Below are 26,255 nucleotides of genomic sequence, written 5' to 3'. Positions count from 1 at the left end.
CTGAGGAGCCGATTCTGATGAGCGCTTCATCAGACATTTTCAGTGATGTAGCTGACCGTCTGCTGAGCATCGAGGCAGAAATGCGCCGTATCGGGGTCTGGTCCAGTGAGCCCCCTTGCGCAGAGGCCCTGGCCAGCACCCAGCCGTTCTGCATCGACACCCTGGCCTTTACTGAATGGCTCCAGTTCGTGTTCCTGGTGCGAATGAAGGTCATCGTGGAGCAGGGTTACGGCCTGCCCGATGTGTCGGGGATTGCTCCGATGGCCGAAGAGTATTTTCGGGTCCGCCCGGAACCGGGGGAAGGCCTGGCCCGGGAACTCGAAGCCATTGACCGACTGATCAGCGGTTCCTGATCGTCCCGGTGTCCGGGAGTACCGGCAGTAGTTCCCGGCCTTCACGGAGTTCAGCAAACAGCTCCGGAAGCTCCTCCGAAGTCACTGGATAACAGAATCGGTGACCCTGCAGCATATGACAGCCGGACTGTCGCAGAAAACGATCCTGTTCCTCGGTTTCGACACCGGCAGCAGCCACCTTGAGGTTAAGCTGGCGGGCCAGGCTGATAAGGGTATGGGTGATGGCGGCGGTATTCTCATCCTGTGGTGCCCACTGCATCAGCGGGGGATCAATCTTCACCTGGTCGAAAGGGAGCTCCCGCAGCAGGGTGAGGGACGAAAGTCCGCTGCCAAAACGATCCAGCACCAACCCGATGCCTTTCTTTTTCAGGCTGTGCAGCACCGTCGCTGTTTCCCCCAGGCGCTCCGCCAGGATACGCTCGTCGATTTCCACCATCAGCAGAGAGGGATCCAGCCGGGTTTCGGCAATGGTCTGGCTCAGTTCCTCTGCCAGGCCGGGGTGATTATATTGCCTGGACGACAAATTGATGCTGATGCGTACCGGGGTGCCGCTCATGGCCTGGATCGCCCGGGCCTGCAGGCAGGCATTGTTGCAAATCCACTGTCCGATGGCATGGAGCTGGCCGCTCTGCTCGGCGACTTCCAGGAAGTCCGCCGGCGTCAGTAAGCCCCGTGTCGGATGGTTCCAGCGCAGCAGGCTTTCCAGTGCCACCAACTGGCCTGAACGTGCGTCGAGCACCGGCTGGTAATGGAGCTGCAGCTCGCCGGCGCGGATGCCAGCGCGCAGTTCCTGCTCGAGACTCATGAGCCGCTGCATTTCCTGGTTCATATCCTCGCTGAAGAACTGGATATTGTTGCGGCCGGCCTTCTTGGCCCGGTACATGGCCATATCGGCGTTCTTGAGCAACTGCTCGTAGTGGCTGCCATCGTCCGGAGCCAGGGCAATACCGATACTGGAGGTGATCACCAGCTCGCTGCCGGGCACGGAAACCGGTTCGGTGAGCGCTTCCAGGATACTTCGGGCTACCTTTTCACAGCCGTCTGCACCGCTGACGTGGTGGAGGAGCACGGCGAACTCGTCACCACCGAGACGGGCGATGGTGTCCTCTTCGCGAACGCTGTCTTTCAGCCGCCGGGACAGGGTTTTGAGCAGGGCGTCGCCGGCATCATGTCCCAGGGTGTCGTTGATGCGCTTGAAATGGTCCACGTCCAGCGCAATCAGGGCGCAGTGGTGACCATGGCGGCTGGCACTGGCCAGGGCGCGCTGACAACGGTCCTCGAACAGGCGGCGATTGGCGGTGTCGGTGAGTACATCGAAATGTGCCAGGTAGTGGAGCTGGTCCTGGGTGCGCCGGATTTCCGAGATATTCTGGCCGATCAGGATCAATTGGTTCTGGTCGTCTTCCTCATCCTGTAGCAGGTTCAGGTTCCAGAGCACGATGTGGTCGGTACCGTCATAACCCTGGATACCGGTTTCCAGGGTTTCCTGTAGCTGGCCTGCCCCGAGGGTTTTAAGAATCTTCCAGCTCATTTCATCCCGGTATTCCTCGGGAATGAAGGTTTCCACCAGGTTGCGGCCCACAGCTTCGTCCCGGCTGTAGCCGAAAAGTGCCTCGGCCGAGGCGTTCCATTGGCGGATACGGAATGATGAGTCGATCAGGATGATGGGAGACGCTGCCGTATCAAACAGCGCGCGGAAATGTCGCGATGAGCGCCGAAAAGAGCGCTCCGCCTGTTGGCGTACGAAGATTTCGTCCCGGAGTTCCTGGTTTATGGCCTGCAGTTCCCGGGTGCGGTCTTCCACCACGTCTTCCAGTCGGGTCTCGATGCGCCGGCGCTCCCTCAGCAAGTCACGCACGTATACGAAGGTGCCTGCGAGCACCAGCATGGCTGGCCCTGCGGAGCCGAAGAAACGGATCATGGCTTCACGGCCGATGGGCACTTCTGGTGTTGTCAGCAACAGTAACGGGCTGAGTGCCAGTGCCAGGATTACCAGGCTGACCAGGCTATCCGCCAGGATTGCCAGCCAGCGCTCACGGGTTTCGGTACTTCTGGTTTTTTCCACGTATCCCTGCCTGTATCGGGCGTGCTTTCACCCGCCCGGTCGTCCCTGTGATGAAGGGGTCAGCCCGGCGCGGGGCTGTTATCGACGTGCAACCGCATTGAAAGGTCAACGGCCTGCACGTCCTTGGTCAATGTGCCGAGGGAAATGTAATCGACCCCGGTTTCCGCAATAGCCACCAGTGTGGATTCATTGATCCCGCCGGAGGCCTCCAGCCGACAGGCGCCGGCAACTTTCCGGACGGCAGTGGCCATGTCTTCAAGGCTGAACTCGTCGAGCATGATGATATCGGCTCCGGCGTCCAGTGCCTGTTGCAGTTCGTTCATGTTTTCCGTTTCCACCTCCACGGGGCGTCCTGGCGCAATCTGTCGGGCCTGGCTGACAGCTGCAGCAATAGAGCCGCAGGCAGCAATGTGGTTCTCCTTGATCAGGAAGGCATCCCATAGTCCTGTGCGGTGGTTATAGCAGCCACCACACGTCACTGCGTACTTTTCGGCCAGGCGCAACCCGGGCAGGGTCTTGCGGGTATCCAGCAGCTTCACGCCGGTGTGGGCGACCTGGTCGGCAAACTGCCGGCAGCGGGTGGCCACCCCGGAGAGCGTTTGCAGCCAGTTCAGGGCGGCCCGTTCAGCTGTGAGAAGGCTGCGGGCAGGACCTTCGCAAGTGAACAGCACCTGGTTTGCCGTTACCTGTTCACCGTCGCGAACCTCCCATTGGACCTGTACTTCCGGATCTACCTGCCGGAACACTTCATCAACCCAGGCCTGCCCGGCGATGACCGCTGGTACCCGGGTGATAGCCCGCGCTGTACCCCGGCGGTCCCGGGGAATGAGGGCGGCGGTGATATCGCCATTGCCGATGTCTTCCCGGAGGCTGGTAGCGACAGACTCAATGCGGGATTGGCGTAACAGTTCGTTCAGTTCAGCGGACAAAGGGGCCATGCTTGGATCTTCCGGTCAGAATGGGTCGGGCCGGTGATTGTATCGGCAGGGGGCCACTACTGAAAATACCGTACCGGTCTGTGTGCCGGATCGCGAGGTGACGTTGTACGTCAGATCCAGGTGAATTGTGACCAGCCAGATCACTCCAGATCCAGCGAATTGCCCAAAATGTGCCAAAAATGTGACGCGGTTCGACGGTTCACAATCGGTGACAAAAACTGACACATATTGACGGAGCAAGGGCCTATGATAGCCGATGACTGTTAATAAATGTTAAACGGGGCCTGAAGCCATGGCACAGGAACGAAAGGTAGTGAGTCTCAGAGAGGCGCAGGGACCGCGCGTGGAGTTGCAGTTACCCGCCGCCCTTATCCGCCTGAGGGACGCCTCTGCCAGATCCCTGTCCACCATCCTGTCTGATTTCTTCGACAGTGCCGATGATGTGCTGTTCGGCATGGCCGACCGGGCGGGCTCCAACCAGGACCAGATCGCCTATTTCGATGCCATGCGGGAACTGCGGTTACGTCGCAAGACCATGGCCAATACCATGCTGGCCTGGGTGACGCGGGCGTTCAATGAGCTTGGTCAGTTTGATCCCATGCCGCGTAGCCGGGGCTTGGAGGAGGTTGAGCAGGACTCCCTCTCACTGGTCGATGACAGCGAACTGGAGAAGCGGGTAGCCATTGATAGCCTGGTTACCAAGCTCTCCAACCGCTATGCCGAACCGGTGCGGCTACTGGGGGCGCGGATTGCCCATGTCTCCGGTCACCGGGAGCTGGCTGAGCGGCAGATGCCACTCAGCCCGGAAGTAATCTGTACCGGTCTGGGGCGGGCCAGCGAGGACCTCGATATTGATATCCGGGCTCGCCTGGTGGTGATCAAGCTGTTCGACCGCTTGCTGGTAGACCGGCTGACGACACTGTACCAGGAGGCTAACCGGCTGCTTATTGCAGAAGGGGTGCTTCCGGAGCTCAAGCATGTCCCGGTGGGCGGCCGGAAATCGCAGGCATCGATCCGCAAGCCGGTACCAACCGCCGGGGCTCCAGTGGCGCAGCCAGTCACAACGGGCGGTAGCGAAGCCCCGGACGGGCAATCAGCCGTTACCTTCTCCGAGCTCACCGAGCTGTTACACCGCAGTGATGGATTGCGCTCCGGTTCACCGATTGCGCCGGGAACTCCCCAGGGCAATGCTCCGGTACTTGCTACTGGCGATCTGATGCACAGGCTCGCGGGTCTGCAGAACTCCACCATGACCAGCGAGAATGGCCAGGTGCTCCCGTTGTCGGTGCTGCTAAGCCGCGTTCTCAGCCAGGGGCCCGACCAGCGCCTGCCAGTGAACCAGGTTGATGGCGATGTCATCAACCTGGTTGCCATGCTGTTCGAGTTTATCCTGGACGATCGTCAGTTGCCGGCCGTGATGAAAATGCTTATCGGGCGTCTGCAGATACCGGTGCTCAAGGTGGCATTGCTGGATCGCAGTTTCTTTAACCGGGGTGGTCACCCGGCTCGCAAGCTTCTCAACGAGTTGGCCATGGCCGGCATTGGCTGGACGCCCCGTTCTGATAACCAGCGTGACCCGCTGCGGGACAAGGTGGAGTCAGTCGTCGAGCGGTTGCTGAACGAATTTACCGATAATGTCGGGTTGTTCGATGAGTTGCTGAAAGACTTCCAGCATTTCATGGACCTGGATCGCCGTCGCCGGGAGCTGGTCGAGCAGCGGTTGCGTGATGCCGAGGAGGGCCGTGCCCGTCACGAGCTGGCCAGGGAGAGGGTCCGCGGACTGATCGATGGCCTTCTGGATAGTCGCGAGTTACCGGACAGGGCTCTGGTGCTGATCAATGAGCCCTGGCGCAAGTACCTTGAGTGGGTGTTCCTGCGTGAGGGTGAGGAGTCGCAAGCCTGGCAGTCAGCGACGGAACTTACGGACCGGCTGGTCTGGAGCCTGGATCCTGAACCGGTTGGTGAAAGCACTCGGGACGAGTTGCTGAGAGCTATTCCCGGTATCACCGACGCCCTGCGCAGTGGCCTGCACGAGATCTCCTGGGATCCCTTTGCCATTGATGCCGCCATCCGCGACCTGGAACTGGCCCATGTAGACGTACTCCAGGGACTGGTTACCCGTCGGCACGCGGCGCCGGTGCCTGATGAGTTGCCTGCAGGGCCTGCGGATGTGCTGGGTGCCCCGGCCGAATCGATGGCAGGGGCAGCAGGAACGGATCCCTTGCAAGCAATTGACGTCGCGGCCGGCCCGGAAGCACCGATACCCGGTGCCGAAGCCTCCCCGCAAGTTGCCGACACCGGTTCGGTGATGCCGCCTGAGGAGAGGAAAGAGCCTGTCGCAGGGCCGGTTGGTTCCGTATCGGAAGACAGCAGCGTTGCGGCCCGGGTGTCCGAGCCGGAAGTCAGTGAAGACTGGCTTGAAAAAGCCGCTGGCCTGCGGGTTGGCTGCTGGGTGGAGATGCCCCGGGACAATGGCCGTCTGCGGTGTAAGCTGGCCGCGATTATCCGCGCCACCGGAAAATACATCTTCGTCAACCGCAATGGTGCCAAGGTGGCGGAATACCAGAAGGGTGAGCTTGCCCTGGCGCTGTCAGAAGGGCGAGTTGTAATGCTGGATGATGGCCTGATTTTCGACCGGGCCCTGGAATCCATCATCGACAATCTCCGCCACAACCGTCGGGACTGATCCCGGCCTCAGTTGGCGGCACGGCAGGGTGCCGTCAACTGGTTCTGCCCCCGCCAATATGGTTCAATTCGGGCACATGCCCGATCGCCTGCAGGAACACCGTGTCTGAATCCGAAATCCTTCACCTTGGCTCACCCCTGAGACAGTCCGGGCGCTTGCCCGCTGCACGCTGGTGCCCGTCACCCAATTTCGGCCCACGGCCGGATGAGAATGACATCTCGCTGCTGGTGGTGCACAACATCAGCCTGCCACCGGAGCAGTTTGGTGGGCCGTGGATCGAGGACTTCTTCTGTAACCGCCTGGATGTCTCGGCGCACCCCTACTTCCGGGAGATCGGTGGCATGACCGTTTCGTCTCACCTGTTGATCCGCCGGGACGGGGAGTTACTGCAATTTGTCCGCTTCCAGGACCGGGCCTGGCACGCCGGGCGTTCGGCTTTCTGTGGCAGGGAAGAGTGCAACGATTACGCGATTGGTATCGAGCTGGAGGGGGCGGACGAGATTCCCTACACCGACGCCCAGTACCGGCAGCTGGCGGCGGTAACCCGGCAAATCCAGTTCGCCTGGCCTGCCATTACCGAAGACCGGATCACCGGACATAGTGACATCGCTCCGGGGCGCAAGACCGACCCGGGCCCGGCCTTTGACTGGCTTTACTTTCGGCAGTTACTGGCGGGCTGAGTATTCTGCCAGCTCCGCCGGAGCTTTCTCGGGAGACTAGCGGTTCAGATTGTTGAGCGGTGTTGCTCCCACAACACTTCCTCGCCGCCATTGCGACGGGCCAATACCCGGGCCACCACGAACAGCAGGTCTGACAGCCGGTTGAGGTAGTGGCGGGAGTCCGGATTGATGGAGTCTTCCTGACCCAATGCCACGACGACTCGCTCTGCCCGGCGGCAAACGGCCCGGGCCAGGTGGCACTGGGCGGCCGCCGGAGTGCCACCTGGCAGGATGAAGTTCTTCAGCGGCGGCAGGTCGGCGTTGAACTGGTCCAGCGTCTCCTCCAGCCACTGGATGTGCTGTTCATTGATCACGTTGCTCCCTGGGATGGCGAACTCCCCCCCCAGGTCAAACAGGTGATGCTGGATCCGTCCCATGGCAGTGGCGATTTCTGCCTCGTCGTTCAGGTGTTCGACCAATACACCGATGTGGCAGTTAAGCTCATCGGCGGTGCCCATGGCTTCTACCCGGCGTGCGTTCTTGGCAATACGGTTGCCGTCCGCCAGGCCTGTTGAGCCATCGTCCCCGGTACGTGTGTAGATCTTTGATAGTCGGTTGCCCATGAGAGTGTCTCCGGCTCGGTCAGTTGGAAGGATGAGGTACCAGCTCTTTTACTCGGTCAGTGAGCATCTGGTTCACTGGCGCAGTCAGCCCCAGTTCCCGGGACCGGTTGGCAACGTAGCCGTTGATATAGTCGATTTCCGTGGTGCGGCCGCTTTGCACATCACCCCGCATGGATGACGTATTGGAGGCGGTGTTCCGGGCGACCCGTTCGATATCGTTCCGCAGTATCCGGGGCGAGTGGGGTGGCAGGCCCTCAGCGGCGATCAGGTTTGCCAGTTCCTCGCACAAGGCATCGATGGAGTCCAGAAACAGCCGGGATTCCAGAATCTCTCCATTGGGGCAGTCCAGCAGTGCCGTAAAGGGGTTGATGCCGGCGTTGATGGCAAGCTTGCCCCACAGACGCTCAAGGATGCGAACTTCGCCCCGCACATCAAGCCCTGACGGTGACAGTTGGCGGATGATGCCGGCAACGAGGTCTGTGGCGGGCTCTGTCAGTGCGCCAATCCAGGTATGCCCCCGGGCAGCATGTACAACCCGGTCAGGCGCCGGGCGATTGGCGGCTTCGGTAGTGCTGGCGGCCAGTATCGGTCGCGCCGGCCATCGCGCTGCGACGGCCTGTTGACTGCCAAGTCCATTCTGGAAAAGCACGACCGGGCAGGATTCAGGAATACGCCCGATCACCTGCTCGAGGGCCTCAAGGGTATCTCCTGCCTTGGTGGTAACCAGTAAAAGCGTGACATCAGACAGGGTGGTCAGCCAGGGGCGGGTAACGGCGTGCTCCCGACCTTCGCTGTCCCGGAAATGGTAGTGGAGTCTGAACGAGGACAGCGCAGAGGGGTTTCTGGGCACAAAGCCCGAGGCAGTCGGTGGCAGGCGGGCGGCCCAGAGCCTTCCCAGTGCACCCGCCCCGAGGATGGCAATGCCGCCACCCTCGGGATCGGACGCTGACGGCCTGGCAGACCGCTGCGAACTCACTTACATGGCCTCGATTTCGGCGCGTTGTTCGCCAAGACGCTTCTGGCTGCCCTGGGCATCGCGGAGTTTTTCCTTTTCTTTTTCCACCACTTCGGCGGGGGCCTTGGCGGTAAATTTCTCGTTGCCCAGCTTGCCTTCCAGTCGACTGATTTCCTTGTCCAGGCGTTCCAGCTCCTTATCCAGGCGCTTGAGCTCGGCATCCTTGTCAATCAGGCCCGCCATGGGTACCAGCACTTCCATTTCACCCACCAGCTGGGTGGCGGACATGGGAGCCTTGTCGCCCTCGAACCATTCCAGTTTCTCCAGCTTGGCCAGGGACATCAGGAACTGACGGTTCTGGTCCATGCGGCGCTGGTCTTCTCCGTCGTTACCGCGCAGCAGCACCGGAATCTGCCTGGCGGGGGAGATGTTCATCTCGCCGCGAATGTTACGCACCGCAACGATAACGCCCTTGAGCCATTCAATATCCTTCGCAACGTCCGCGTTCTGCTTGCTGGTATCCGGCACCGGGAAGGGTTGCAGCATGATGCTGTCGCCACCCTTGCCAGCCAGGGGCGCAATACGCTGCCAGATTTCCTCGGTGATGAATGGCATCATCGGGTGCGCCAGGCGCAGTACCGCCTCGAGTACCCTGACCAGTGTACGACGGGTGCCGCGCTTGTACTCCGCGCTGGCGCTGTCGTCGTTCAGCATCGGCTTGGACAGTTCCAGGTACCAGTCGCAGTACTCGTTCCAGATGAACTCGTACAGGGCGTAGGCCGCCAGGTCGAAACGGTACTGGTCCAGGTGACGGATCACTTCGCTTTCGCAATGCTGCAGCTCACTGATGATCCAGCGGTCGGCCAGGGACAGTTCCACCGGCTCATCGTTGACGCCGCAGTCTTCACTCTCGGTGTTCATCAGTACATAGCGGGCGGCGTTCCACAGCTTGTTGCAGAAGTTGCGGTAGCCTTCCAGGCGCTTCATGTCCCAGTTGATATCACGGCCAGTGGTGGCCATGGCCGCGAGGGTGAAGCGCAGGGCATCGGTACCGTGGGCGGCGATGCCTTCAGGGAATTCCTTTTGGGTCCGCTTGGCGATCTTCTCTGCCAGCTTGGGCTGCATCAGGTTACCGGTGCGTTTCTCAAGCAGGGTATCGAGCTCGATGCCGTCGATCATGTCCAGGGGGTCAATGACGTTGCCCTTCGACTTGGACATCTTGTCGCCGTGCTCATCCCGGATCAGGCCGGTGACGTAGACGGTTTTGAAGGGAACCTGGGGGGTGCCGTCTTCATTCTTCATGAAGTGCATGGTCATCATGATCATGCGGGCTACCCAGAAGAAGATAATGTCGAAGCCGGTTACCAGAACATCGGTAGGGTGGAAGTCCTTCAGACGCTCGGTAATTTCCGGCCAGCCCAGGGTGCCGAAGGTCCACAGCGCGGAACTGAACCAGGTATCCAGCACGTCTTCGTCCTGGCGCAGCTCCAGGTCCGCCGCCAGGCTGTACTTCTGACGCACCTCGGCTTCGTCCCTGCCAACATAGATATTGCCTTCGGCGTCGTACCAGGCCGGAATCCGGTGACCCCACCACAGCTGGCGGGAGATACACCATTCCTGGATGTCCCGCATCCAGGCGAAATACATGTTTTCGTACTGCTTGGGCACAAACTGGATACGGCCGTCTTCCACTGCTTCGATAGCCGGTTTGGCCAGGGTCTTGGCGTCCACGAACCATTGATCTGTCAGCATCGGCTCGATGATCAGGCCGGACCGGTCACCCCGGGGTACGCTCAGTACGTGGTCTTCCACCTGGTGCAACAGTCCGGCGGCGTCCATGTCAGCCACGATCTGCTTGCGAGCCTCTTCCCGGGTCAGGCCGGCGTAGGCCTCCGGCATGGTGCCGTCCAGGTCAGTGTTTTCGGTACCATCGGCATTGAACACCTCGGCCACGGCCCGGATGTTCGCATCCTCGGTCATGACGTTGATCATGGGCAGGTCGTTGCGCTTGCCCACCGCGTAGTCGTTGAAGTCATGGGCCGGGGTGATCTTCACGCAGCCGGAGCCTTTCTCCGGGTCGGCGTGGTGGTCGGCCACGATTGGAATGCGACGGTTTACCAGCGGCAGCATCACATGCTTGCCCACCAGGTGCTGATAGCGCTCATCGTCCGGGTGAACCGCTACGGCGGTGTCGCCCAGCATGGTTTCCGGGCGGGTGGTGGCTACCACGAGGTACCCTTTGCCGTCCCTGGTCTGCTCACCGTCAGCCAGCGGGTAGCACAGGTGCCAGAAGTAACCCTTCTCTTCCTTGTTCTCCACCTCCAGGTCGGAAATGGCGGTGTGCAGCTTCGGATCCCAGTTCACCAGCCGCTTTCCACGGTAGACCAGGCCATCGTCGAAAAGGCGGATGAAGACTTCCTGTACGGCTTTATAGAAGCCATCGTCCATGGTGAAGCGCTCGTTGCTCCAGTCCACGGAGTTGCCCAGCCGGCGCATCTGGCCGGTGATGGTGCCGCCGGACTGTTCCTTCCACGCCCAGATGCGCTTGATAAATTCTTCCCGGCCCAGGTCGTGGCGGGTTTTGCCCTCTTCGTTGGCCAGTTTGCGCTCCACCACCATCTGGGTGGCAATGCCGGCGTGGTCGGTACCCACGGTCCAGAGGGCATTGCGGCCCTGCATGCGCTTGAAGCGGGTGAGGGTGTCCATGATGGTGTGCTGGAAGGCGTGCCCCATGTGCAGGCTGCCGGTCACGTTGGGTGGCGGGATGGCAATGCTGTAGGACTGTCCTTCACCGCTGGGGCGAAAATACCCTTTGGCTTCCCAGTTTTCGTACCACTGGCGCTCGATGTTTTCTGGCTGGTAGGTTTTTTCCATGGGTTCTGCTGGTGACCGTTTGGTTGATTCGCAAGGGAAAATGAGAATGCCCGATTATACATTGTCGTGGGGTATGCAGCGAATGTGAGAGTGCCCCTTGGGGCTATCCAGTGCGTGTTTGTTTGGGTGGCGAGCTGCACTGAAGTTCAGGCGTGCGGTGGGAGGTCATTTTTCAGGACCGTCGAGCGCCAGGGAAGGCGCTCGTCGAGCCCTACATGGATGTACTTGCGGGCGTGTCCTGAAAAATGACCTCGCTCCGCGCGCCCGGCACTGAGTCAGAATTCCTGAAAGAAGGCATGCCCGAGGGGCCAATGGTGACTGTCGCAGGACGTCTGGCACGGAGTATGGCGCTGCAGGCCTGCAAACCGGGGTGCCGGGCAGAGTGGGTGAGGCCTTTTTCCGGGACACGCCGTGAATCCATCCCTGGAGGCTCTTCAAAAACGTCCATGTTTTTGAAGGTCCCGGAAAAAGGCCTCACCCACTCTGCCTCAGCCAAGATGCAAACCTCGGCTTAACCCCCGATTAAAGGGTTGGGTAAGGGTGCCGGTTGTGTCATGTTCTGCCGCGGCTATGTATCGATGGCCCGTCCTGGTTGGCTTTGGTCCGCCTATCGCCGACTCTTCCGCTGATCGTGCACCTTCGGCTCAATCCCCATAGTTCTCAATTGCCGGAAGTGGGACCGGGCAATATTCAGAACTTCGGGGTCGTTATGGGCAACTAGGGCCAGGCGCTTGAAACGGTCAGCGTCCGCTGGCAGCTTTGAAGACAGAATCACCACCGTGTCCCAGTCATCCGCCGCCGGCTCGCAGAGCAGGATCCCCACCGGGTCCGGGCACCGGGTGGTGGCGTCCGGAACGATGCTGTGGGGAATGAACGCGTCCGGTGTGAACGTCCACAACAGGTCGTCCAGTTCCTCGGCCTGGTTGTGCTGATCGCAGACGATGCACACCCTGTCGCCCTGTTGCCAGGCCTTGTCCACCAGGCGGACCGCGTGGAGATTGCGGTCCGCAGGTGTAGCCCCGGCCAGGATATGGAACCAGTAGGACCTGGACTGATTGCCTTCAGGGCGGGGAGAGTCGCCGTTACTTTCCGGCATGGGACATCAGGTAATCTACCAGCAGCGGAACTGGCCGGCCGGTGGCACCTTTCGCCTTGCCGGAAACCCAGGCGGTGCCGGCGATGTCCAGGTGGGCCCAGCGGTATTCCTTCGCAAACCGGGACAGGAAGCAGGCGGCGGTGATGGTGCCCGCCGGTCGTCCGCCAATGTTCTGCATGTCGGCGAAGTTGCTGTCCAGCTGGCTCTGGTACTCGTCCCACAGGGGCAGGCGCCAGGCCCGGTCACCGGTCCGTTCGCCGGCAGCAAGGAGTTCCTCTGCCAGGTCATCGTTGTTGGACAGCAGTCCGGTGGCGTGGTGGCCCAGGGCGATGATGCAGGCGCCAGTCAGGGTGGCCATGTCCACAACCACCTCCGGGTTGTACTTCTTCACGTAGGTGAGGGCGTCGCAAAGTACCAGCCGGCCTTCGGCGTCGGTGTTCAGGATTTCAATGGTCTGGCCGGACATGGAGGTGACAATGTCGCCCGGCCGGGTGGCGGTACCGCTGGGCATGTTCTCGGCGGCGGCGACGACGGCCACCACGTTGATTTTCGGCTTCGTCTCGGCGATGGCCTGCATGGTACCAAACACGGCCGCGGCGCCGCCCATGTCGTATTTCATCTCATCCATGCCTTCACCGGGCTTGAGGCTGATGCCACCGGTGTCGAAGGTGATGCCTTTGCCCACAAGTACGTAGGGTTTGTCCTTGGCCTTGCCACCCTTGTACTCCATCACGATCAGGCGTGCTGGCTGGGCACTGCCGGCAGATACAGACAACAGGCTGTTCATGCCCAGTTTCTTCATCTGCTTCTCGTCCAGTACCTCGGTCTTGATGACGTCGTGGTCCTTGGCGAGTTGCTGCGCTCGCTCAGCCAGCCATGTGGGGTGACAGATGTTGGGCGGAGTGTTGCCCAGGTTGCGGGTGAAGTTCATGCCGCGGCCAGTGGCCAGACCCAGGTCGAATGCATCCTTGAAAGCCTTGCCGGTGCCGGAGGCGAGGACGGTAACCTTGCTCAGCTTGCGCTTGGAGGGTTGCTCGCTCTTGAACTCGGTAAAGGTATAGAACTGCTCTTCCAGGGTTCGGCCAATCAGGCGGAGCTTGCTGGCCTCGGAGGTGACCGCGTCGTCTCCGTTGAGTGTTGTGTCTGCAAGGGCGATGACCGCATTCCTGGCGGCGCTATCCTTCAGCACATTCGCCATGGCGATCAGGGCCTTGCGGTAATCAGCCGGCTTTCGATCCTTGTCCGAGCCAGTGCCAACAACCAGTACCCGGCCCCAGGGGGCGTCGTTTACTGGAATCATCAGGGTGGAGCCGGGCTTGCCAGTCAGGTCGCCGTTCTTGTGCAGGGCCTTCAATTGCCCTCCCATGGCTTCGTCTGCCTGGGTGGTGCTGGCCGGCCAGTCGCCTTTCTCGGGGACCGCCACGACCAGGCAATCGGTTCGGGAACTGCTGAGGGCTTTGCTGCTGAGCGTGAAATTCATGGCAACTCCTGGGTGTCATTGGCAGGTGCCGGAGGCACCGGGATTGAATCAATGGTTATAGCATCGGGGTCTGGTGCCGATTTATCAAGCGGGTAGCTGCAATTTGCGCTGCTTCGCGGGGCCGCCGGAATCTGTGCCGAACCCTGTCATTTGGAAGCGAGGTTCCATAGAATAGCGCGCATCAGTCGGGACACTAGCCGTGCAAGCCCTGAGAGGCCGTTCTTGAGTATCATCTTTCGTTATCTGACCCGCCAGACCCTGACTACCATGGCCGCCGTTTCAGGCGTGTTGTTGCTGGTGTTTATGAGCGGGCGCTTCATCAAGTACCTGGCAGAAGCTGCCGCCGGCGAACTGTCCGGCGATGTGTTGTTTGCCATCATGGCCTACCGCTTTCCCGGCTTCCTGGAGCTGATCCTGCCGCTGGGGTTTTTCATTGGCATTCTGCTGGCGTACGGCCGGATGTACCTCGAAAGTGAAATGACTGTGCTGTTTGCCTGCGGGGTCAGCGACCGCCAGGTGCTCGGGCATACGCTGATTGCCGGTTTCCTGGTGATGCTGCTGGTGGGTGCCATGAGCCTCTGGATTACGCCCTGGGGTATGAAGAACGTCGAGCGCATCTTTGACGAGCAGAGCCAGGCTACCGAATTTGAAATGCTGGCGCCGGGGCGTTTTCAGACCCTGGGGTCCGGGGGGCGTGCCACCTATACCGAATCCCTCAGTGATGACAAGCTCAGGTTGCAGGGGGTTTTCATTGCCGAGTATTCGGAGGCTGACCAGTCCCTGAGCCTGGTGGTGGCGGAAGAAGGCTCACAGTTTATTGACGACGACACAGGCAGTCGTTTCCTGGTACTTGAGCGGGGTACCCGCTTCCAGGGGTTGCCAGGTGAACTTGATTATGACATTACCGAATTTGAGGCCTATGGCCTGAAGGTCGCTGAGTCGCCGGTGATGGGCAGTGAAGACGAGGAGGGTATGTCGACGCTGGCGCTGATGCGCTCGGACGACCCTGAGCTGCGGGCGCTGCTGCACTGGCGCTTCTCGTTACCGCTGATTGTGCCGGTAGTGACCCTGCTGGCCGTCCGGCTCAGTCGTGTGAACCCGCGCCAGGGCCGTTTTTTCCACCTGCTGCCTGCCATGATGATCTACATCCTCTACCTTGGCCTGCTGATTGTGGCCCGGGACGCGCTGGCCTCCGGCCATATACCGGAATGGATCGGAATGACCTGGGTGCACCTGCTGTTCCTCGGCCTGGGCCTGTGGTTGCAGTTCGGCCCTGTCTGGATGCGAAAACGCCGGCTGGAGCGGAAGGGAGGTACCCGTGCGACTACTTGATCGCTACATCATGGGCAATGTCGGCGGAGCCATGTTCCTGGTGATGATGGTGGTGCTGTCGCTGGATGTGGTGTTCGGCTATATCGCGGAACTGGAAGATGTCCGTGCGGATTACCAGGCATTGCAAGCCGCCCTGTACATGCTGCTGACCCTGCCCAGGCGCATCTATGACTACCTTCCGCTGGGGGCATTTATGGGCTGCCTGGTGGGGCTTGGGGCCATGGCCAGTTCGTCTGAACTGACGGTGATCCGTGCAGCCGGTGTCTCCATACGCCGTATTGTCTGGTCCGCCATGAAACCGGCCCTGGTGGTGGTGCTGTTCGGGCTGGTTATCGGTGAGTACGTGGCCCCGCCTGCCGAGCGGCTGGCCCAGAGCCAGAAGGCCGTTGCCCGGGGTGGCGATGGCAGTATTGCCAGCGCCGAAGGGGTCTGGCACCGGGAAGGGGATACCTTTATACATCTGAATGCGGTGACCCCGGACGGTGACCTTCAGGGGGTCGCACTGTTCCGGTTCGACGACGACCGCTGGCTGGCGACCGCGAGCTTCGCCAGCCGTGCAACGTTTCAGGGGGATCACTGGCTTCTGCAGGATGTCAGGCGGACCCGATTGTCCCGCGAAGGCACCGAGCGGGAGGTCAGCGCCCAAGAGCGGTGGGATAGCGGTCTGACTCCCGACGTTCTGAGTGTGCTGGTGGTCAAGCCCGAGAATCTGCCGCTGACCGGTCTGTATACCTATGCGCGCTACCTGGATCAGCAGGGGCTTACGTCTGCTCAATACTGGCTGGCGTTCTGGAAAAAGGTGCTGATGCCGGTGGGTACGGCCGTCATGGTGATCGTCGCCATTTCCTTTATCTTCGGGCCGTTGCGTTCGGTGACCATGGGCTTCCGTGTGTTCACCGGGCTCATTGTCGGCCTGCTGTTCAAGTACATGCAGGACCTGCTCGGCCCCATGAGTGTGGTGTTCGGTTTCAACCCGGTGCTTGCCATCCTGATACCTATTGCCGTTAACGGGCTGATCGGTGCCTGGCTGATGCGCAGGGCCGGGTAGGTGGTGGCTCAGGACTTTTTGCGAGCCTCCCTGGGCACCTGGACCACTACGCTGCCGGAGACCCGGTCAGTCACTGACAGGCCATTGATAGGGTAGAACAGGGCGATCACCACTGGCACGGTCAGAAACAGCGACACCGGACCAAGATAATAACCGGCCAGCAGGGCGACGAAGATGGCGGCCCCCGCAGTACCATAGCGAAGCAGTGCCTGGGTCCAGCTCACCGAGGTGCCGTCCAGGTTCTCAATACGAATGCGCCATACCTGCATACCCAGGGTCTGGCCGATCCGGGTCCAGAAGTAGGCAAAGAAAAGATAGAGCACCAGGAACAGGACGAAGGTCAGCCCGGGATCGCCGGAAAGCTCGCCTGCTTCAGCCATCTGTTCGTACTTGTCCCAGCCAGTCAGCCAGCCCGCGATCATGGTATAGATCCAGGTGGCGACCAGGAGCACGGCGATACTGATCAGGCCATCGTAGATAATAGCGAGCGCGCGCTTCAGTACGGTGGCCGGTGGGAAGAGTTCCTCGGCGTCATGAAAGCGTCGGGGCATGGGGTCTCCTGGCTGGTTACACGTTTTTCCTGATTTTCGGCGTGTGCTAGAGTAGCGGATTTGCACACGCATGTAAGTATCCGACTTCAATCGTGGACCCGCCGGATTCCTCGGCGGGTTTCTGGAAAGGTATCAAAGGTCTATGAAAACCGCAGAGTTGCGTCAGGCGTTTCTCAAGTATTTCGAGCAGCAGGGGCACACCATCGTACCGAGCAGTTCGCTGGTACCCCACGATGATCCCACCCTGCTGTTCACCAATGCGGGTATGAACCAGTTCAAGGACGTTTTCCTTGGGCGGGAACAACGGGACTACGTTCGCGCCACCACCTCCCAGAAGTGTGTGCGTGCCGGTGGCAAGCATAACGACCTCGAGAATGTCGGATATACCGCCCGGCACCACACGTTCTTTGAAATGCTGGGCAACTTCAGCTTCGGTGATTATTTCAAGCGCGAGGCCATCAACTTCGCCTGGACATTCCTGACCGGTGATCAATGGCTCAAACTGCCAACCGGGAAGCTCTGGGTAACCGTCTACGCCGATGACGACGAAGCCTATGATATCTGGAACAAGGAGATTGGCGTGCCGGCGGACCGGATTGTCCGTATTGGTGACAACAAGGGCGCCCGGTATGCATCTGACAATTTCTGGCAGATGGGCGATACCGGTCCCTGTGGCCCCTGCACCGAGATTTTTTACGACCATGGTCCGGAGGTAGCCGGGGGCCCTCCCGGGAGCCCGGAAGAAGACGGTGATCGGTATATCGAAATCTGGAACGTGGTTTTCATGCAGTACAACCGCCAGGCGAATGGCGACATGCTGCCATTGCCCAAGCCTTCCGTGGATACCGGTATGGGCCTGGAGCGTATTACTGCGGTGCTGCAGGGTGTTCACAGCAACTATGAGATCGACCTCTTCCAGGACCTTCTCAAGTCAGCATCCGAAGTGCTGGGCGGCGCAGCCACTACCGAGGCCTCCCTGCGGGTCGTCGCTGACCACATTCGCTCCTGCGCCTTCCTGATTGCCGATGGTGTCATGCCTTCCAATGAAGGCCGGGGATTTGTTCTGCGCCGTATCATTCGCCGCGCAGCCCGCCACGGTAACAAGCTGGGCGCGACGCAGCCCTTCTTCTACAAACTGGTTGATGCGTTGGTATCACTGATGGGCGACGCCTATCCGCAGTTGCGCAGCAGTCAGAAGCAGATCGCAAAGGTGTTGCTGCAGGAAGAAGAGCAGTTTGCCAAGACCCTGGACAAGGGGCTGCGTCTGCTGGAGCAGGACATTGCTGACCTGGAGGGTACCGAAATTCCTGGTGAGACCATCTTCACCCTCTATGACACCTATGGCTTCCCGGTAGACCTGACCAACGACATTGCCCGCGAGCGTGGCCTGACCCTGGACTACGAGGGCTACGAAAAGGCCATGGAGCAGCAGCGGGAGCGCGCCCGGGCGGCCAGCAAGTTCGGCATCGACTACAACGCTGCCGGCATTCGTATTGAGGGTACCACGGAGTTTACCGGCTATGAGCGTATTGATGGTCACGAGACCATCCGTACGGTATTGGTCGGTGGTGAGGAGAAAGCGGCCGAAGCCGGCGATGAGGCGGTGATCGTACTCGAGCGTACACCGTTCTATGCCGAATCCGGTGGCCAGGTGGGTGACACTGGCCTGCTGACCTGGAGCGGTGGTCGCTTCCAGGTCAACGATACCCGCAAGGAAGGGGACAACCACCTGCATATCGGCACGGTAGTGGAAGGGGAATTCTTTGCTGGCCTTGAGGTTGATGCCCGTATTGACCACCAGCGTCGGGAAAACACCAAGAAGAACCACTCCGCCACCCACCTGATGCACGCCGCCCTGCGCAACGTGCTGGGTGAGCATGTGGGCCAGAAAGGTTCATTGGTGGATCCGGACAAGCTGCGGTTCGATTTCTCCCATTTCGAGCCAGTCAGCCAGGATCAGCTCCGGGAAATCGAGCGCCAGGTCAACGAACAGATCCTTTCGAACACCCCGGTCCAGACTGACCTGATGGACATGGACAGCGCGAAGGAAAAAGGCGCCATCGCCCTGTTCGGGGAAAAGTATGGTGATACGGTGCGGGTACTCAGCATGGGGTCCGATGACTACTCCGTGGAGCTTTGCGGTGGCACCCACGTAGCCCGTACCGGGGATATCGGCCTGTTCCGTATCACCTCCGAGAGCGGCATCTCGGCCGGTGTTCGCCGTATTGAGGCAGTGACCGGGTTTGGCGCCCTGCGCTGGGTGACTGAAACGGAAAATACCCTGGATCGCGTGGCAAAAATGGTTCGCGGCACCCGCGATTCCGTAGTGGAAAAAGTCCAGGGTGCCCTGGATCGCAGCCGTCTGTTGGAAAAGGAAGTAGAGCAGCTCAAGGGCAAGCTCGCCAGCTCTGCCGGTGCGGACCTGGCCGGTTCAGCCGTTGAGGTGGCCGGGCTTAAAGTGGTCGCAGCGCAACTGGAAGGAGCGGATCGCAAGTCCCTGATGGAGACCGCGGACCAGCTCAAGAACAAGCTGGGTGAAGGTGTGGTTGTCCTGGCCAGTGTTGAAGACGGCAAAGTGACCCTCGTAGCCGGCGTGACCAAGTCAGCCACCGACCGGGTCAAGGCTGGTGACCTGATGAAGCACCTGGCGGCGCAGGTTGACGGCAAGGGGGGCGGCCGACCTGACATGGCGCAGGGTGGTGGCAACGATGCGGCTGCCTTGCCCGCAGCCCTTGAGGGCGTGGCTGGCTGGGTTGCGTCGCAGGCTGGCTGAACCGATACAGTAATTGCATTTGCGCTACTGTTATCTGCTTATGATGTAGGGGTATAATTCCGCGATTTTTCAGCCGGGACACGAGTGTTGTCCGATGTCTGATATGGGAAGACCCGTCGTCGAAGCTTCGTCGCGGGTCGCTGGTCATCTCCCGGGGTGCAAAAGGCCCCCGCCAGGAAATTTGGGAAGATCATGGCACTGCTGGTTCAGAAATTCGGAGGTACGTCCGTCGGCTCCACCGACCGGATAGAAGCAGTTGCGGACAAGGTGTGCCGGTTCCGCGAGCAAGGGCACGATGTCGTGGTTGTGGTTTCAGCCATGAGCGGTGAAACCAACCGTCTCATCGCCCTGGCGAAAGATATTATGGAAGAGCCGACCCCCCGGGAAATGGATGTGCTCGTTTCCACCGGTGAACAGGTGACCATTGCCTTGCTGTCCATGGCCCTGCAGAAGCGGGGCTGTGACGCGCGCTCCTATACCGGTGCCCAGGTGCGTATTCGCACCGATAGCTCTCACACCAAGGCCCGGATCCAGGAAATCGACGAGCACAACATGCGCGGTGACCTGGAAAAGGGTCGTGTGGTTGTTGTGGCAGGTTTTCAGGGTGTGGACGAAAAGGGCAATATCACCACCCTTGGACGCGGTGGATCGGATACCACCGCAGTGGCCCTGGCGGCTGCACTGAAAGCGGACGAATGCCAGATATATACCGATGTGGACGGGGTGTATACCACCGATCCGCGTGTTGTGGACTCCGCACGCCGCCTTGACCGAATTACCTTTGAAGAAATGCTTGAAATGGCGAGCCTTGGCTCCAAGGTTCTGCAGATACGGGCCGTCGAATTCGCCGGCAAGTACAATGTTCCGTTGCGGGTGCTATCCTCCTTTGAGGAAGGCGAGGGCACCCTGATTACCTTTGAGGATGAAAGCGCCATGGAACAACCGGTTGTTTCCGGAATTGCATTTAACCGAGACGAAGCCAAGCTGACCATTGCCGGTGTACCTGATACACCCGGTATTGCCCTTCGCATACTCAAGCCGGTGAGCGATGCCAACATCGAAGTCGACATGATTGTCCAGAACGTCGGTGCCGATAACCATACTGACTTTACCTTCACAGTGCATCGCAATGACTTCCGGCGTACCCGGGAGATCCTCGAGCAACTGGCGAATGAATTGGGTGCCCGCGAAGTGAACGGGGACGACAGGATTGCCAAGGTGAGCATTGTAGGTGTGGGCATGCGCTCCCACGCCGGTGTGGCAACCCGCATGTTCGAGGCGCTGTCCAATGAGGGCATCAATATCCGGATGATCTCCACCTCTGAAATCAAGGTGTCGGTGGTGATCGATGAAAAGTATCTTGAGCTGGCAGTCAGGGCGCTACACAGTGCCTTTGACCTGCACAAGGCCGAGACAGAGGCCTGAAACGGCGGATAAACAGGTCGGTCCGCCAGGGTCTCGCCACAAAGCGGGAACCAAACCGGTTCCATGGTCGTCTCATGATTGCCTGTAAGGGATTATTCGACTGCTGGTTTGGTAAATCCCGTTATATAGTTATAACTAATTGTTCAAGTCGGAACAGGTAGCTCTGGAATAGGGAGTAAAGGACATGTTGATCTTGACCCGCCGTGTAGGCGAAACCCTGATGGTTGGTGACGAAGTCACCGTAACCGTGCTGGGTGTAAAAGGTAACCAGGTACGTATTGGTGTGAATGCCCCGAAGGAAGTGGCTGTCCACCGTGAGGAAATCTATCAGCGTATCCAGAGTGAGAAAGGCGAACCGGAAGGCCCGGAGCCCGGTAATCACTAAGTAAGTAGCAGTTTCTGTCTTCGCTGGTGGAAACTGACTGAAAAACCGCTGCAACCGTCTGGTGTGGCGGTTTTTTTGTGGGCGTAAAGCCAGTTCATAAAACCGGTCAGAAAAATTCCCTGTCAACCCTATGAAAACAGAAAAATTATGGTAGTATACGCGCCGTTGTCACGGAGAGGTGGGTGAGTGGCTGAAACCAGTTCCCTGCTAAGGAACCGTACGAGCAATCGTACCGAGGGTTCGAATCCCTCCCTCTCCGCCATTTTCTTCGCTATAAATAGAAGGGAAGTGGCGACAGGTCGGGGTAGCGCCTAACCAAAAGTTTGATGCGCGGCTGTAGCTCACCGGAGCGCCGGCCGGCTGGATAAAGCACCTGGCTACGAACCAGGCGGTCGAGAGATTGACCGAGAGTAAAGTTTGATGCGCGGCTGTAGCTCAGCTGGATAGAGTACCTGGCTACGAACCAGGCGGTCGGAGGTTCGAATCCTCCCAGCCGCGCCACTTATTGCAAAATCGCATCGTAAACCCGGAGTATGCGACAAGTCCCGGAGTACGATGGGATTCGAACCGGAAGAGGTTCGACCGGAGTGCGCAGAGCGCACGGAGGAACGTCGACGCAACGCGACGATGACCCCGAAGGGGCGAGGGCCACAGGCCCGAGTAATCCTCCCGGCGGAAGGCAACGCCAAACGTTGCCCGGAGTTGTCCACCAAGTTTTTGCGCGGCTGTAGCTCACCGGAGCGCCGGCCGGCTGGATAAAGCACCTGGCTACGAACCAGGCGGTCGAGAGATCGACCGAGAGTAAAGTTTGATGCGCGGCTGTAGCTCAGCTGGATAGAGTACCTGGCTACGAACCAGGCGGTCGGAGGTTCGAATCCTCCCAGCCGCGCCACTTACAACGAAACGCCGCAGACTGGAGCCCCCCTCTGGCTGCGGCGTTTTTCGTAGTGTACTGGGAGGATTTGAACCGATAGAGGTTCGACCGGAGTGCGCAAAGCGCACGGAGGAACGTCGGAGCAACGCGACGACGGCCCCGAAGGGGAAGGGCCGCAGGCCCGCCTAATCCTCCCAGCCGCGCCATTTATATAGAAACGCCGCAGTCTGGAGCACCCCTCTGGCTGCGGCGTTTTTCGTTGTGCCCCCTTAAACTGAATGTAAAAGACAATAAATGTCCTCTTGCCCCTTTAACAAATCTGCCCTACTTTGTTACATACGGATACAAAATAATGTTCCGCACAGTGGAATAGGTAAGGGTTGAAGCATAAAAACAAAGTGGAGAGATGGAATGAGTCATAATAAAACTATCCTGACAGTAGCCTGTGCTGCCGCAATCGGACTTGCAAGCCCTGTTCTGCAGGCAAAAAACTCTGTTGGAAACCAGGGTCAGGGTATTGGCTGGGGTGTCAACAAGGATCTCGTCCGGGAGCACGACAGCAGGGAGTTCACTGTTGCAGCAGAGCTGTCATTCGAAGCACTACCAGGGGCGTCGGCCTACTGGGGAACCTATACCGGGATTCAGGGACCAGCTGCCTATACGGCAGAATTTCCCCAGAACTGGCATGGCGGCGTCATCATGTACGCACATGGCTTCCGTGGTGAAAGTTCGGTGGTTACGCCTGAAGTGCCGAACCTGGCCTTCCGAAACACTGCACTTGCGCTCGGGTATGCTTGGGCAGCGTCATCCTATTCTGCCAACTACTACGACGTCAGGGCAGCCGTAGAGGATACCAACCGGCTTGCACTTGAGTTGACAGACATATTACGCAACGACTGGAGTGTCGATCACGGAGATATCAACCAATATCTCATCGCTGGTGTTTCCATGGGTGGCCACACTGCAGCCGCAGCGGTGGAGCGCGAAACGCTTGAAACAGCACGTTATCCGGTGGCCTACGAGGGCGCGTTGCCGCTTTGTCAGGCTGAGCAGAATCAGTTCTATTGGTTAGGTGATTACAACCGGGTGGCGCAGGAGCTCGCGGGACTGGGGCACTTGCCTTATGAAGATTTTCAGCAGAACCTGCCATCGATCGTTTCAAATCTGTTTGTAGCCACCAGCGGTGAAGATGCGTTTGTTCCCAAGAATGAAGCGGGCCAGCGTCTGAAAGATATTGCGATGAACCTGACGGGCGGCGAACGGCCAATATTTGACGAAGGTTTCAGTAGCCCCGTATGGCAGGGTGCTGTATTGGGAACCGGGGGAGCAGATGGCACTATTACCGGTATTCTTGCAAAGGACTTCTACGACAATACCGACCGGGTTTACCGGTGGACGGATGGACCGCGTTTTACCGGTCAGGAGAGGGCTTTAACGGCAAAAGTTGGTCGCTTCCTTGCGGACAAGGGTGTTAATCCCATTCAGGATGACAGTGTGCGCTGGATGCCGCTGGTTCAGGGCGACTTCGATGTCCCCGTTTTAACGATGCATACCCTGGGCGACTTTTTCGTTCCGTTCGTGCATCAACAGCTCTACCGTAAGGGCGCTGAAGCGAATGGCAGTCAGGATCTTCTCGTTCAGAGGGCCATTCGTGCTCCCGGGCACTGCGGTTTCTCCGGTTCGGAGTTCTCCACAGCGCTTGTGGACCTTGTGACCTGGGTGAACTTCGGTATCAGGCCAGGTGGTGATGACGTGCTCGATCCGGAGGTCGTTGCTGACGATCAGTATGGATGTGACTATACGATCAACGATGCTTCAACACCTTCACGTGCGGCTCTGCCACAGTGTGACTGAGAACCGGGTACTGTAAGCTGATAGCAAGGTCCATTCTCAAGGGCCTTGTTATCTCATCTCGCCAGAATACCCAGCAGTCCGTAACCTGCATGGGCCACGCCCCAAGTTAATTCCTGATGGTTTTGCTGGTGCGAGAGACAGGCGCCAGACGTGATAACTTTCGTTGATCTCCCCCCTGATAAGCCACGCCCCTGAGGGCGCTTCATGCCTGCGTCAATTTGTCACACCCCTGTCCTGGTACTCTTCAAGCGGTTTGGGGTCTCCCGGCCCTATATGAGGGGTATTCCTTGTGCTGCGTCATAATGTGGCTAAAAGTTAATAAATCCGCGTTCTTTCGATTATTTAACGCCAACGGCGAGCAATGTCCGGTTTAAACCGCTCTCGTCACTATGAGTAATAAACTCATCTGAATCTTATCCGCTTGTCGCTTATTCCAAAACGTTATTTTGGTATTCATGCGAGTGCTATCTAACGTTATGCCGTGGTATCCGAAAAATCTGAACTCCCAAGGGTAAGCTCTATGACAAAAATGACGAGACGGTTTGTGAGGCAACCGCTGGCCTGTGCGGTTATGTGTTCGGCTCTGGGTGTTGCGCCAGCAGCCGTTCGCGGCAACAGTAGACAGTGTCAACACCGATAACCTCGCTGTCCCGCCAGTGGAAGGCAAGACATTGATCTATACCGATACAGCGGGTACTGCGAGCTTCGGCTGGCTCGACCCGGTTAACGACAGTGGTGAAATCGGGCTGGGGATCTCGGTCTATAACGAGGCCTTCAACGGCACCATTGATGAGCAGGTTTATCAGTTCGCCGGCTGCATCATGGCCCAGCCTGACCTTGAGGTGAATTGCCAGGCGCCTGGTGATTCCGGAAAGCGCTTCAAGCTGAAGACAACGGAAACCAACGGCCCGATTGATCTCGTGTTCAATGTATCCGCCGATGATGCCTCGAAACTGTATCGGGTGATCGGCAAGTTCTCCAACCTGACGGATACCACAAATTTGGTAGAGGGCGGCCTCAAGGCCTTCCGGATTGAAACCGGTTTTGGCGTGGGCAACGATTTCACACCTTCTTCAGCGGAAGATGGCCTGTCCTTCGGCATGGCTGCGGACGGGGCCAGCAAACTCTCTATTGGCCCCATCGGCAAGTACCCTGGTGGTCTGTTCGGCGGTAGCCGCGTAGAAGGCCTGCCATTCTTCAGTACCAGTATTGCGGCGTTCACAGAGGGCACCACGGCCTCTGATGAGGACACCATGGAAACGGATGGTGTGATCCCAGTCGAGTATTCGGAGCTGTTTGGTGACTGGAATGCCCTGGCCAACGTGCCGACGGGCTGGTTCATCGACCACGATGGCAACCCGGCCAACGATTCCATCTTGCTGGCCTGGAATGATGGTACAGACTGGCAGACCAACGAGAAGACCTTCGAGGCTGTGGATATAGAAGCGATACTTCTGGCAGGTGGTACAGAGACAGCGCCAGCCACCATCTATGATCCGAATGGCACTTCCTTCGATGCCGAAGGGGAAAATACAACCATCTACGATCTGAGCAACGTTCGGCCGGTAGTTGACACACTGGACGAAGGTGACCCGGACAATATCGCTCCTGCGGCCCTGTCGCTGTCGAAATTGCTGGCGTCCGAGCTTTACGACGGCACCTTCCGGGTGTTGATCGACGGTGAAGCGGTAACCATCGCTGACTTCGAAACCTGGGCGGATAATCCCCCAACCGTTGAAGACACCACCGATGGTTCCACCCTCGCTACCTGGCTTCCGGATGCCGGCGATGAAGGTCTTTACGAGTTGGCAGACGGCTCAACGATGACCCTCGAAGACATGAACGAGATGATTAACGCCTCGGAGGGTGAGCTGGTGCGTGTTGCCGGTTACGTGCAGGGTCCGGTTGAGGACCTGGCCAACGTGAACCTGAATACGACCATCAGTGTTACCGATACGGCTTCCTGGCCGACCTGTACCAGTGATGGTACCGAAACAAGCTGTACGTTCACGATGCGAGTCACCGGTCTGAACGAGCTTGTTGATGATCCGGCTATCCCGGCAACACCCGCAACACCCGCATCTCGCTCCAGTAGCAGTGGTGGTGGCTGTACCGTTGGTGGACCGGGCTCGCCGTTTGATCCGGTACTGCCTGGCATGGTGCTGCTGGCGCTGGCGGGTCTGTGGGCGCGGAAACGTCGTGCTGATGCCTGAGTCTGCGACAGGTCAGTAAAGGCATAAAGGAAAACGGGGCTGGAGATCAGCCCCGTTTTTTTATGGTTGGC

General features: G+C 59.2%; 18 protein-coding genes and 3 tRNA genes. 13 read left to right on the top strand and 8 right to left on the bottom strand.

Annotated elements, in window-relative coordinates; genetic code table 11:
- The first annotated feature begins 17 nt into the window (after positions 1 to 17).
- Positions 18 to 353, top strand: coding sequence for a YqcC family protein (locus BM036_RS01270; protein WP_091848410.1), 336 nt, complete (start codon positions 18 to 20; stop codon positions 351 to 353).
- Here BM036_RS01270 and BM036_RS01265 read toward each other — a convergent pair.
- Both BM036_RS01265 and nadC read right to left on the bottom strand, forming a co-directional pair.
- Positions 340 to 2,418 (bottom strand): putative bifunctional diguanylate cyclase/phosphodiesterase, encoded by a 2,079-nt coding sequence (locus BM036_RS01265; RefSeq protein ID WP_091848409.1) that lies wholly within the window; start codon positions 2,416 to 2,418, stop codon positions 340 to 342. The two genes, BM036_RS01270 and BM036_RS01265, sit on opposite strands and share 14 nt — an antisense overlap.
- Positions 2,419 to 2,477: 59 nt before the next feature.
- Positions 2,478 to 3,356, bottom strand: a complete 879-nt coding sequence (gene nadC / locus BM036_RS01260; RefSeq protein ID WP_091848408.1) for a carboxylating nicotinate-nucleotide diphosphorylase — start codon at positions 3,354 to 3,356, stop codon at positions 2,478 to 2,480.
- Positions 3,357 to 3,648: 292 nt separating this feature from the next.
- Between nadC and BM036_RS01255 the strand changes: the two genes are divergently transcribed.
- Positions 3,649 to 6,042 (top strand): DUF1631 domain-containing protein, encoded by a 2,394-nt coding sequence (locus tag BM036_RS01255; RefSeq protein ID WP_091848407.1) that lies wholly within the window; start codon positions 3,649 to 3,651, stop codon positions 6,040 to 6,042.
- Between the two features lie 101 nt (positions 6,043 to 6,143).
- The gene (gene ampD, locus BM036_RS01250; protein ID WP_177185960.1) at positions 6,144 to 6,722 is read left to right on the top strand and encodes a 1,6-anhydro-N-acetylmuramyl-L-alanine amidase AmpD; all 579 of its coding nucleotides are present in this window, start codon (positions 6,144 to 6,146) and stop codon (positions 6,720 to 6,722) included.
- 44 nt (positions 6,723 to 6,766) lie between these two features.
- On the opposite strand, the gene BM036_RS01245 is transcribed toward ampD, so the two are convergent.
- From BM036_RS01245 to BM036_RS01225, 5 genes are all read right to left on the bottom strand, one after another.
- Positions 6,767 to 7,324 (bottom strand): cob(I)yrinic acid a,c-diamide adenosyltransferase, encoded by a 558-nt coding sequence (locus BM036_RS01245; RefSeq protein ID WP_091848405.1) that lies wholly within the window; start codon positions 7,322 to 7,324, stop codon positions 6,767 to 6,769.
- Positions 7,325 to 7,343: 19 nt separating this feature from the next.
- The gene (locus BM036_RS01240) at positions 7,344 to 8,300 is read right to left on the bottom strand and encodes a ketopantoate reductase family protein (protein WP_245742395.1); all 957 of its coding nucleotides are present in this window, start codon (positions 8,298 to 8,300) and stop codon (positions 7,344 to 7,346) included.
- Complete coding sequence (locus tag BM036_RS01235; protein WP_091848404.1) at positions 8,301 to 11,153, bottom strand: valine--tRNA ligase; 2,853 nt, start codon at positions 11,151 to 11,153, stop codon at positions 8,301 to 8,303. It lies immediately after the preceding gene.
- A 607-nt stretch (positions 11,154 to 11,760) separates the two neighbouring features.
- Positions 11,761 to 12,249 (bottom strand): DNA polymerase III subunit chi, encoded by a 489-nt coding sequence (locus BM036_RS01230; protein WP_091848403.1) that lies wholly within the window; start codon positions 12,247 to 12,249, stop codon positions 11,761 to 11,763.
- Entirely contained in the window at positions 12,236 to 13,729 is a 1,494-nt protein-coding gene (locus tag BM036_RS01225) for a leucyl aminopeptidase (protein WP_091848402.1), read from the bottom strand. Before BM036_RS01225 ends, BM036_RS01230 begins: the two co-directional genes overlap by 14 nt.
- Positions 13,730 to 13,951: 222 nt before the next feature.
- Between BM036_RS01225 and lptF the strand changes: the two genes are divergently transcribed.
- Both lptF and lptG read left to right on the top strand, forming a co-directional pair.
- Positions 13,952 to 15,061 (top strand): LPS export ABC transporter permease LptF, encoded by a 1,110-nt coding sequence (lptF, locus tag BM036_RS01220; protein ID WP_091848401.1) that lies wholly within the window; start codon positions 13,952 to 13,954, stop codon positions 15,059 to 15,061.
- Positions 15,048 to 16,109, top strand: a complete 1,062-nt coding sequence (lptG, locus tag BM036_RS01215; RefSeq protein ID WP_091848400.1) for an LPS export ABC transporter permease LptG — start codon at positions 15,048 to 15,050, stop codon at positions 16,107 to 16,109. Before lptF ends, lptG begins: the two co-directional genes overlap by 14 nt.
- Positions 16,110 to 16,117: 8 nt before the next feature.
- Here lptG and BM036_RS01210 read toward each other — a convergent pair whose 3' ends face one another.
- Complete coding sequence (locus BM036_RS01210; protein ID WP_091848399.1) at positions 16,118 to 16,660, bottom strand: RDD family protein; 543 nt, start codon at positions 16,658 to 16,660, stop codon at positions 16,118 to 16,120.
- A gap of 142 nt (positions 16,661 to 16,802) precedes the next feature.
- Between BM036_RS01210 and alaS the strand changes: the two genes are divergently transcribed.
- The 8 genes from alaS (at position 16,803) to BM036_RS20040 (ending at position 26,184) form a co-directional block, all read left to right on the top strand.
- Complete coding sequence (alaS, locus tag BM036_RS01205) at positions 16,803 to 19,433, top strand: alanine--tRNA ligase (protein ID WP_091848398.1); 2,631 nt, start codon at positions 16,803 to 16,805, stop codon at positions 19,431 to 19,433.
- A gap of 192 nt (positions 19,434 to 19,625) precedes the next feature.
- Positions 19,626 to 20,858 (top strand): aspartate kinase, encoded by a 1,233-nt coding sequence (locus BM036_RS01200; protein ID WP_091848397.1) that lies wholly within the window; start codon positions 19,626 to 19,628, stop codon positions 20,856 to 20,858.
- 184 nt (positions 20,859 to 21,042) lie between these two features.
- Complete coding sequence (gene csrA / locus BM036_RS01195) at positions 21,043 to 21,243, top strand: carbon storage regulator CsrA (protein WP_091848396.1); 201 nt, start codon at positions 21,043 to 21,045, stop codon at positions 21,241 to 21,243.
- A 172-nt stretch (positions 21,244 to 21,415) separates the two neighbouring features.
- Positions 21,416 to 21,505: transfer RNA gene (locus BM036_RS01190), tRNA-Ser, on the top strand.
- Positions 21,506 to 21,667: 162 nt separating this feature from the next.
- Positions 21,668 to 21,744: transfer RNA gene (locus tag BM036_RS01185), tRNA-Arg, on the top strand.
- 314 nt (positions 21,745 to 22,058) lie between these two features.
- Positions 22,059 to 22,135, top strand: a tRNA-Arg gene (locus BM036_RS01180).
- 393 nt (positions 22,136 to 22,528) lie between these two features.
- The gene (locus tag BM036_RS01175; protein ID WP_218144745.1) at positions 22,529 to 23,971 is read left to right on the top strand and encodes an alpha/beta hydrolase; all 1,443 of its coding nucleotides are present in this window, start codon (positions 22,529 to 22,531) and stop codon (positions 23,969 to 23,971) included.
- A gap of 590 nt (positions 23,972 to 24,561) precedes the next feature.
- Positions 24,562 to 26,184: a choice-of-anchor F family protein gene (locus BM036_RS20040; protein ID WP_218144744.1), complete on the top strand. Its 1,623-nt coding sequence runs from the start codon at positions 24,562 to 24,564 to the stop codon at positions 26,182 to 26,184.
- The last annotated feature ends 71 nt before the right edge of the window (positions 26,185 to 26,255 follow it).

Origin of the sequence: Marinobacter segnicrescens, assembly GCF_900111555.1 — a bacterium.
Classification (GTDB): domain Bacteria; phylum Pseudomonadota; class Gammaproteobacteria; order Pseudomonadales; family Oleiphilaceae; genus Marinobacter; species Marinobacter segnicrescens.
Note: the sequence above shows the minus strand (reverse complement) of the source record. Positions and strands in the feature narration are given on the sequence as shown.

Coding starts and splice junctions, on each gene's coding strand:
- BM036_RS01270 (WP_091848410.1), top strand. CDS start 18: ATGAGCGCTTCATCAGACATTTTCAGTGATGTAGCTGACCGTCTGCTG.
- nadC (WP_091848408.1), bottom strand. CDS start 3,356: ATGGCCCCTTTGTCCGCTGAACTGAACGAACTGTTACGCCAATCCCGC.
- BM036_RS01255 (WP_091848407.1), top strand. CDS start 3,649: ATGGCACAGGAACGAAAGGTAGTGAGTCTCAGAGAGGCGCAGGGACCG.
- BM036_RS01245 (WP_091848405.1), bottom strand. CDS start 7,324: ATGGGCAACCGACTATCAAAGATCTACACACGTACCGGGGACGATGGC.
- BM036_RS01235 (WP_091848404.1), bottom strand. CDS start 11,153: ATGGAAAAAACCTACCAGCCAGAAAACATCGAGCGCCAGTGGTACGAA.
- BM036_RS01230 (WP_091848403.1), bottom strand. CDS start 12,249: ATGCCGGAAAGTAACGGCGACTCTCCCCGCCCTGAAGGCAATCAGTCC.
- BM036_RS01225 (WP_091848402.1), bottom strand. CDS start 13,729: ATGAATTTCACGCTCAGCAGCAAAGCCCTCAGCAGTTCCCGAACCGAT.
- BM036_RS01210 (WP_091848399.1), bottom strand. CDS start 16,660: ATGCCCCGACGCTTTCATGACGCCGAGGAACTCTTCCCACCGGCCACC.
- alaS (WP_091848398.1), top strand. CDS start 16,803: ATGAAAACCGCAGAGTTGCGTCAGGCGTTTCTCAAGTATTTCGAGCAG.
- BM036_RS01200 (WP_091848397.1), top strand. CDS start 19,626: ATGGCACTGCTGGTTCAGAAATTCGGAGGTACGTCCGTCGGCTCCACC.
- csrA (WP_091848396.1), top strand. CDS start 21,043: ATGTTGATCTTGACCCGCCGTGTAGGCGAAACCCTGATGGTTGGTGAC.
- BM036_RS01175 (WP_218144745.1), top strand. CDS start 22,529: ATGAGTCATAATAAAACTATCCTGACAGTAGCCTGTGCTGCCGCAATC.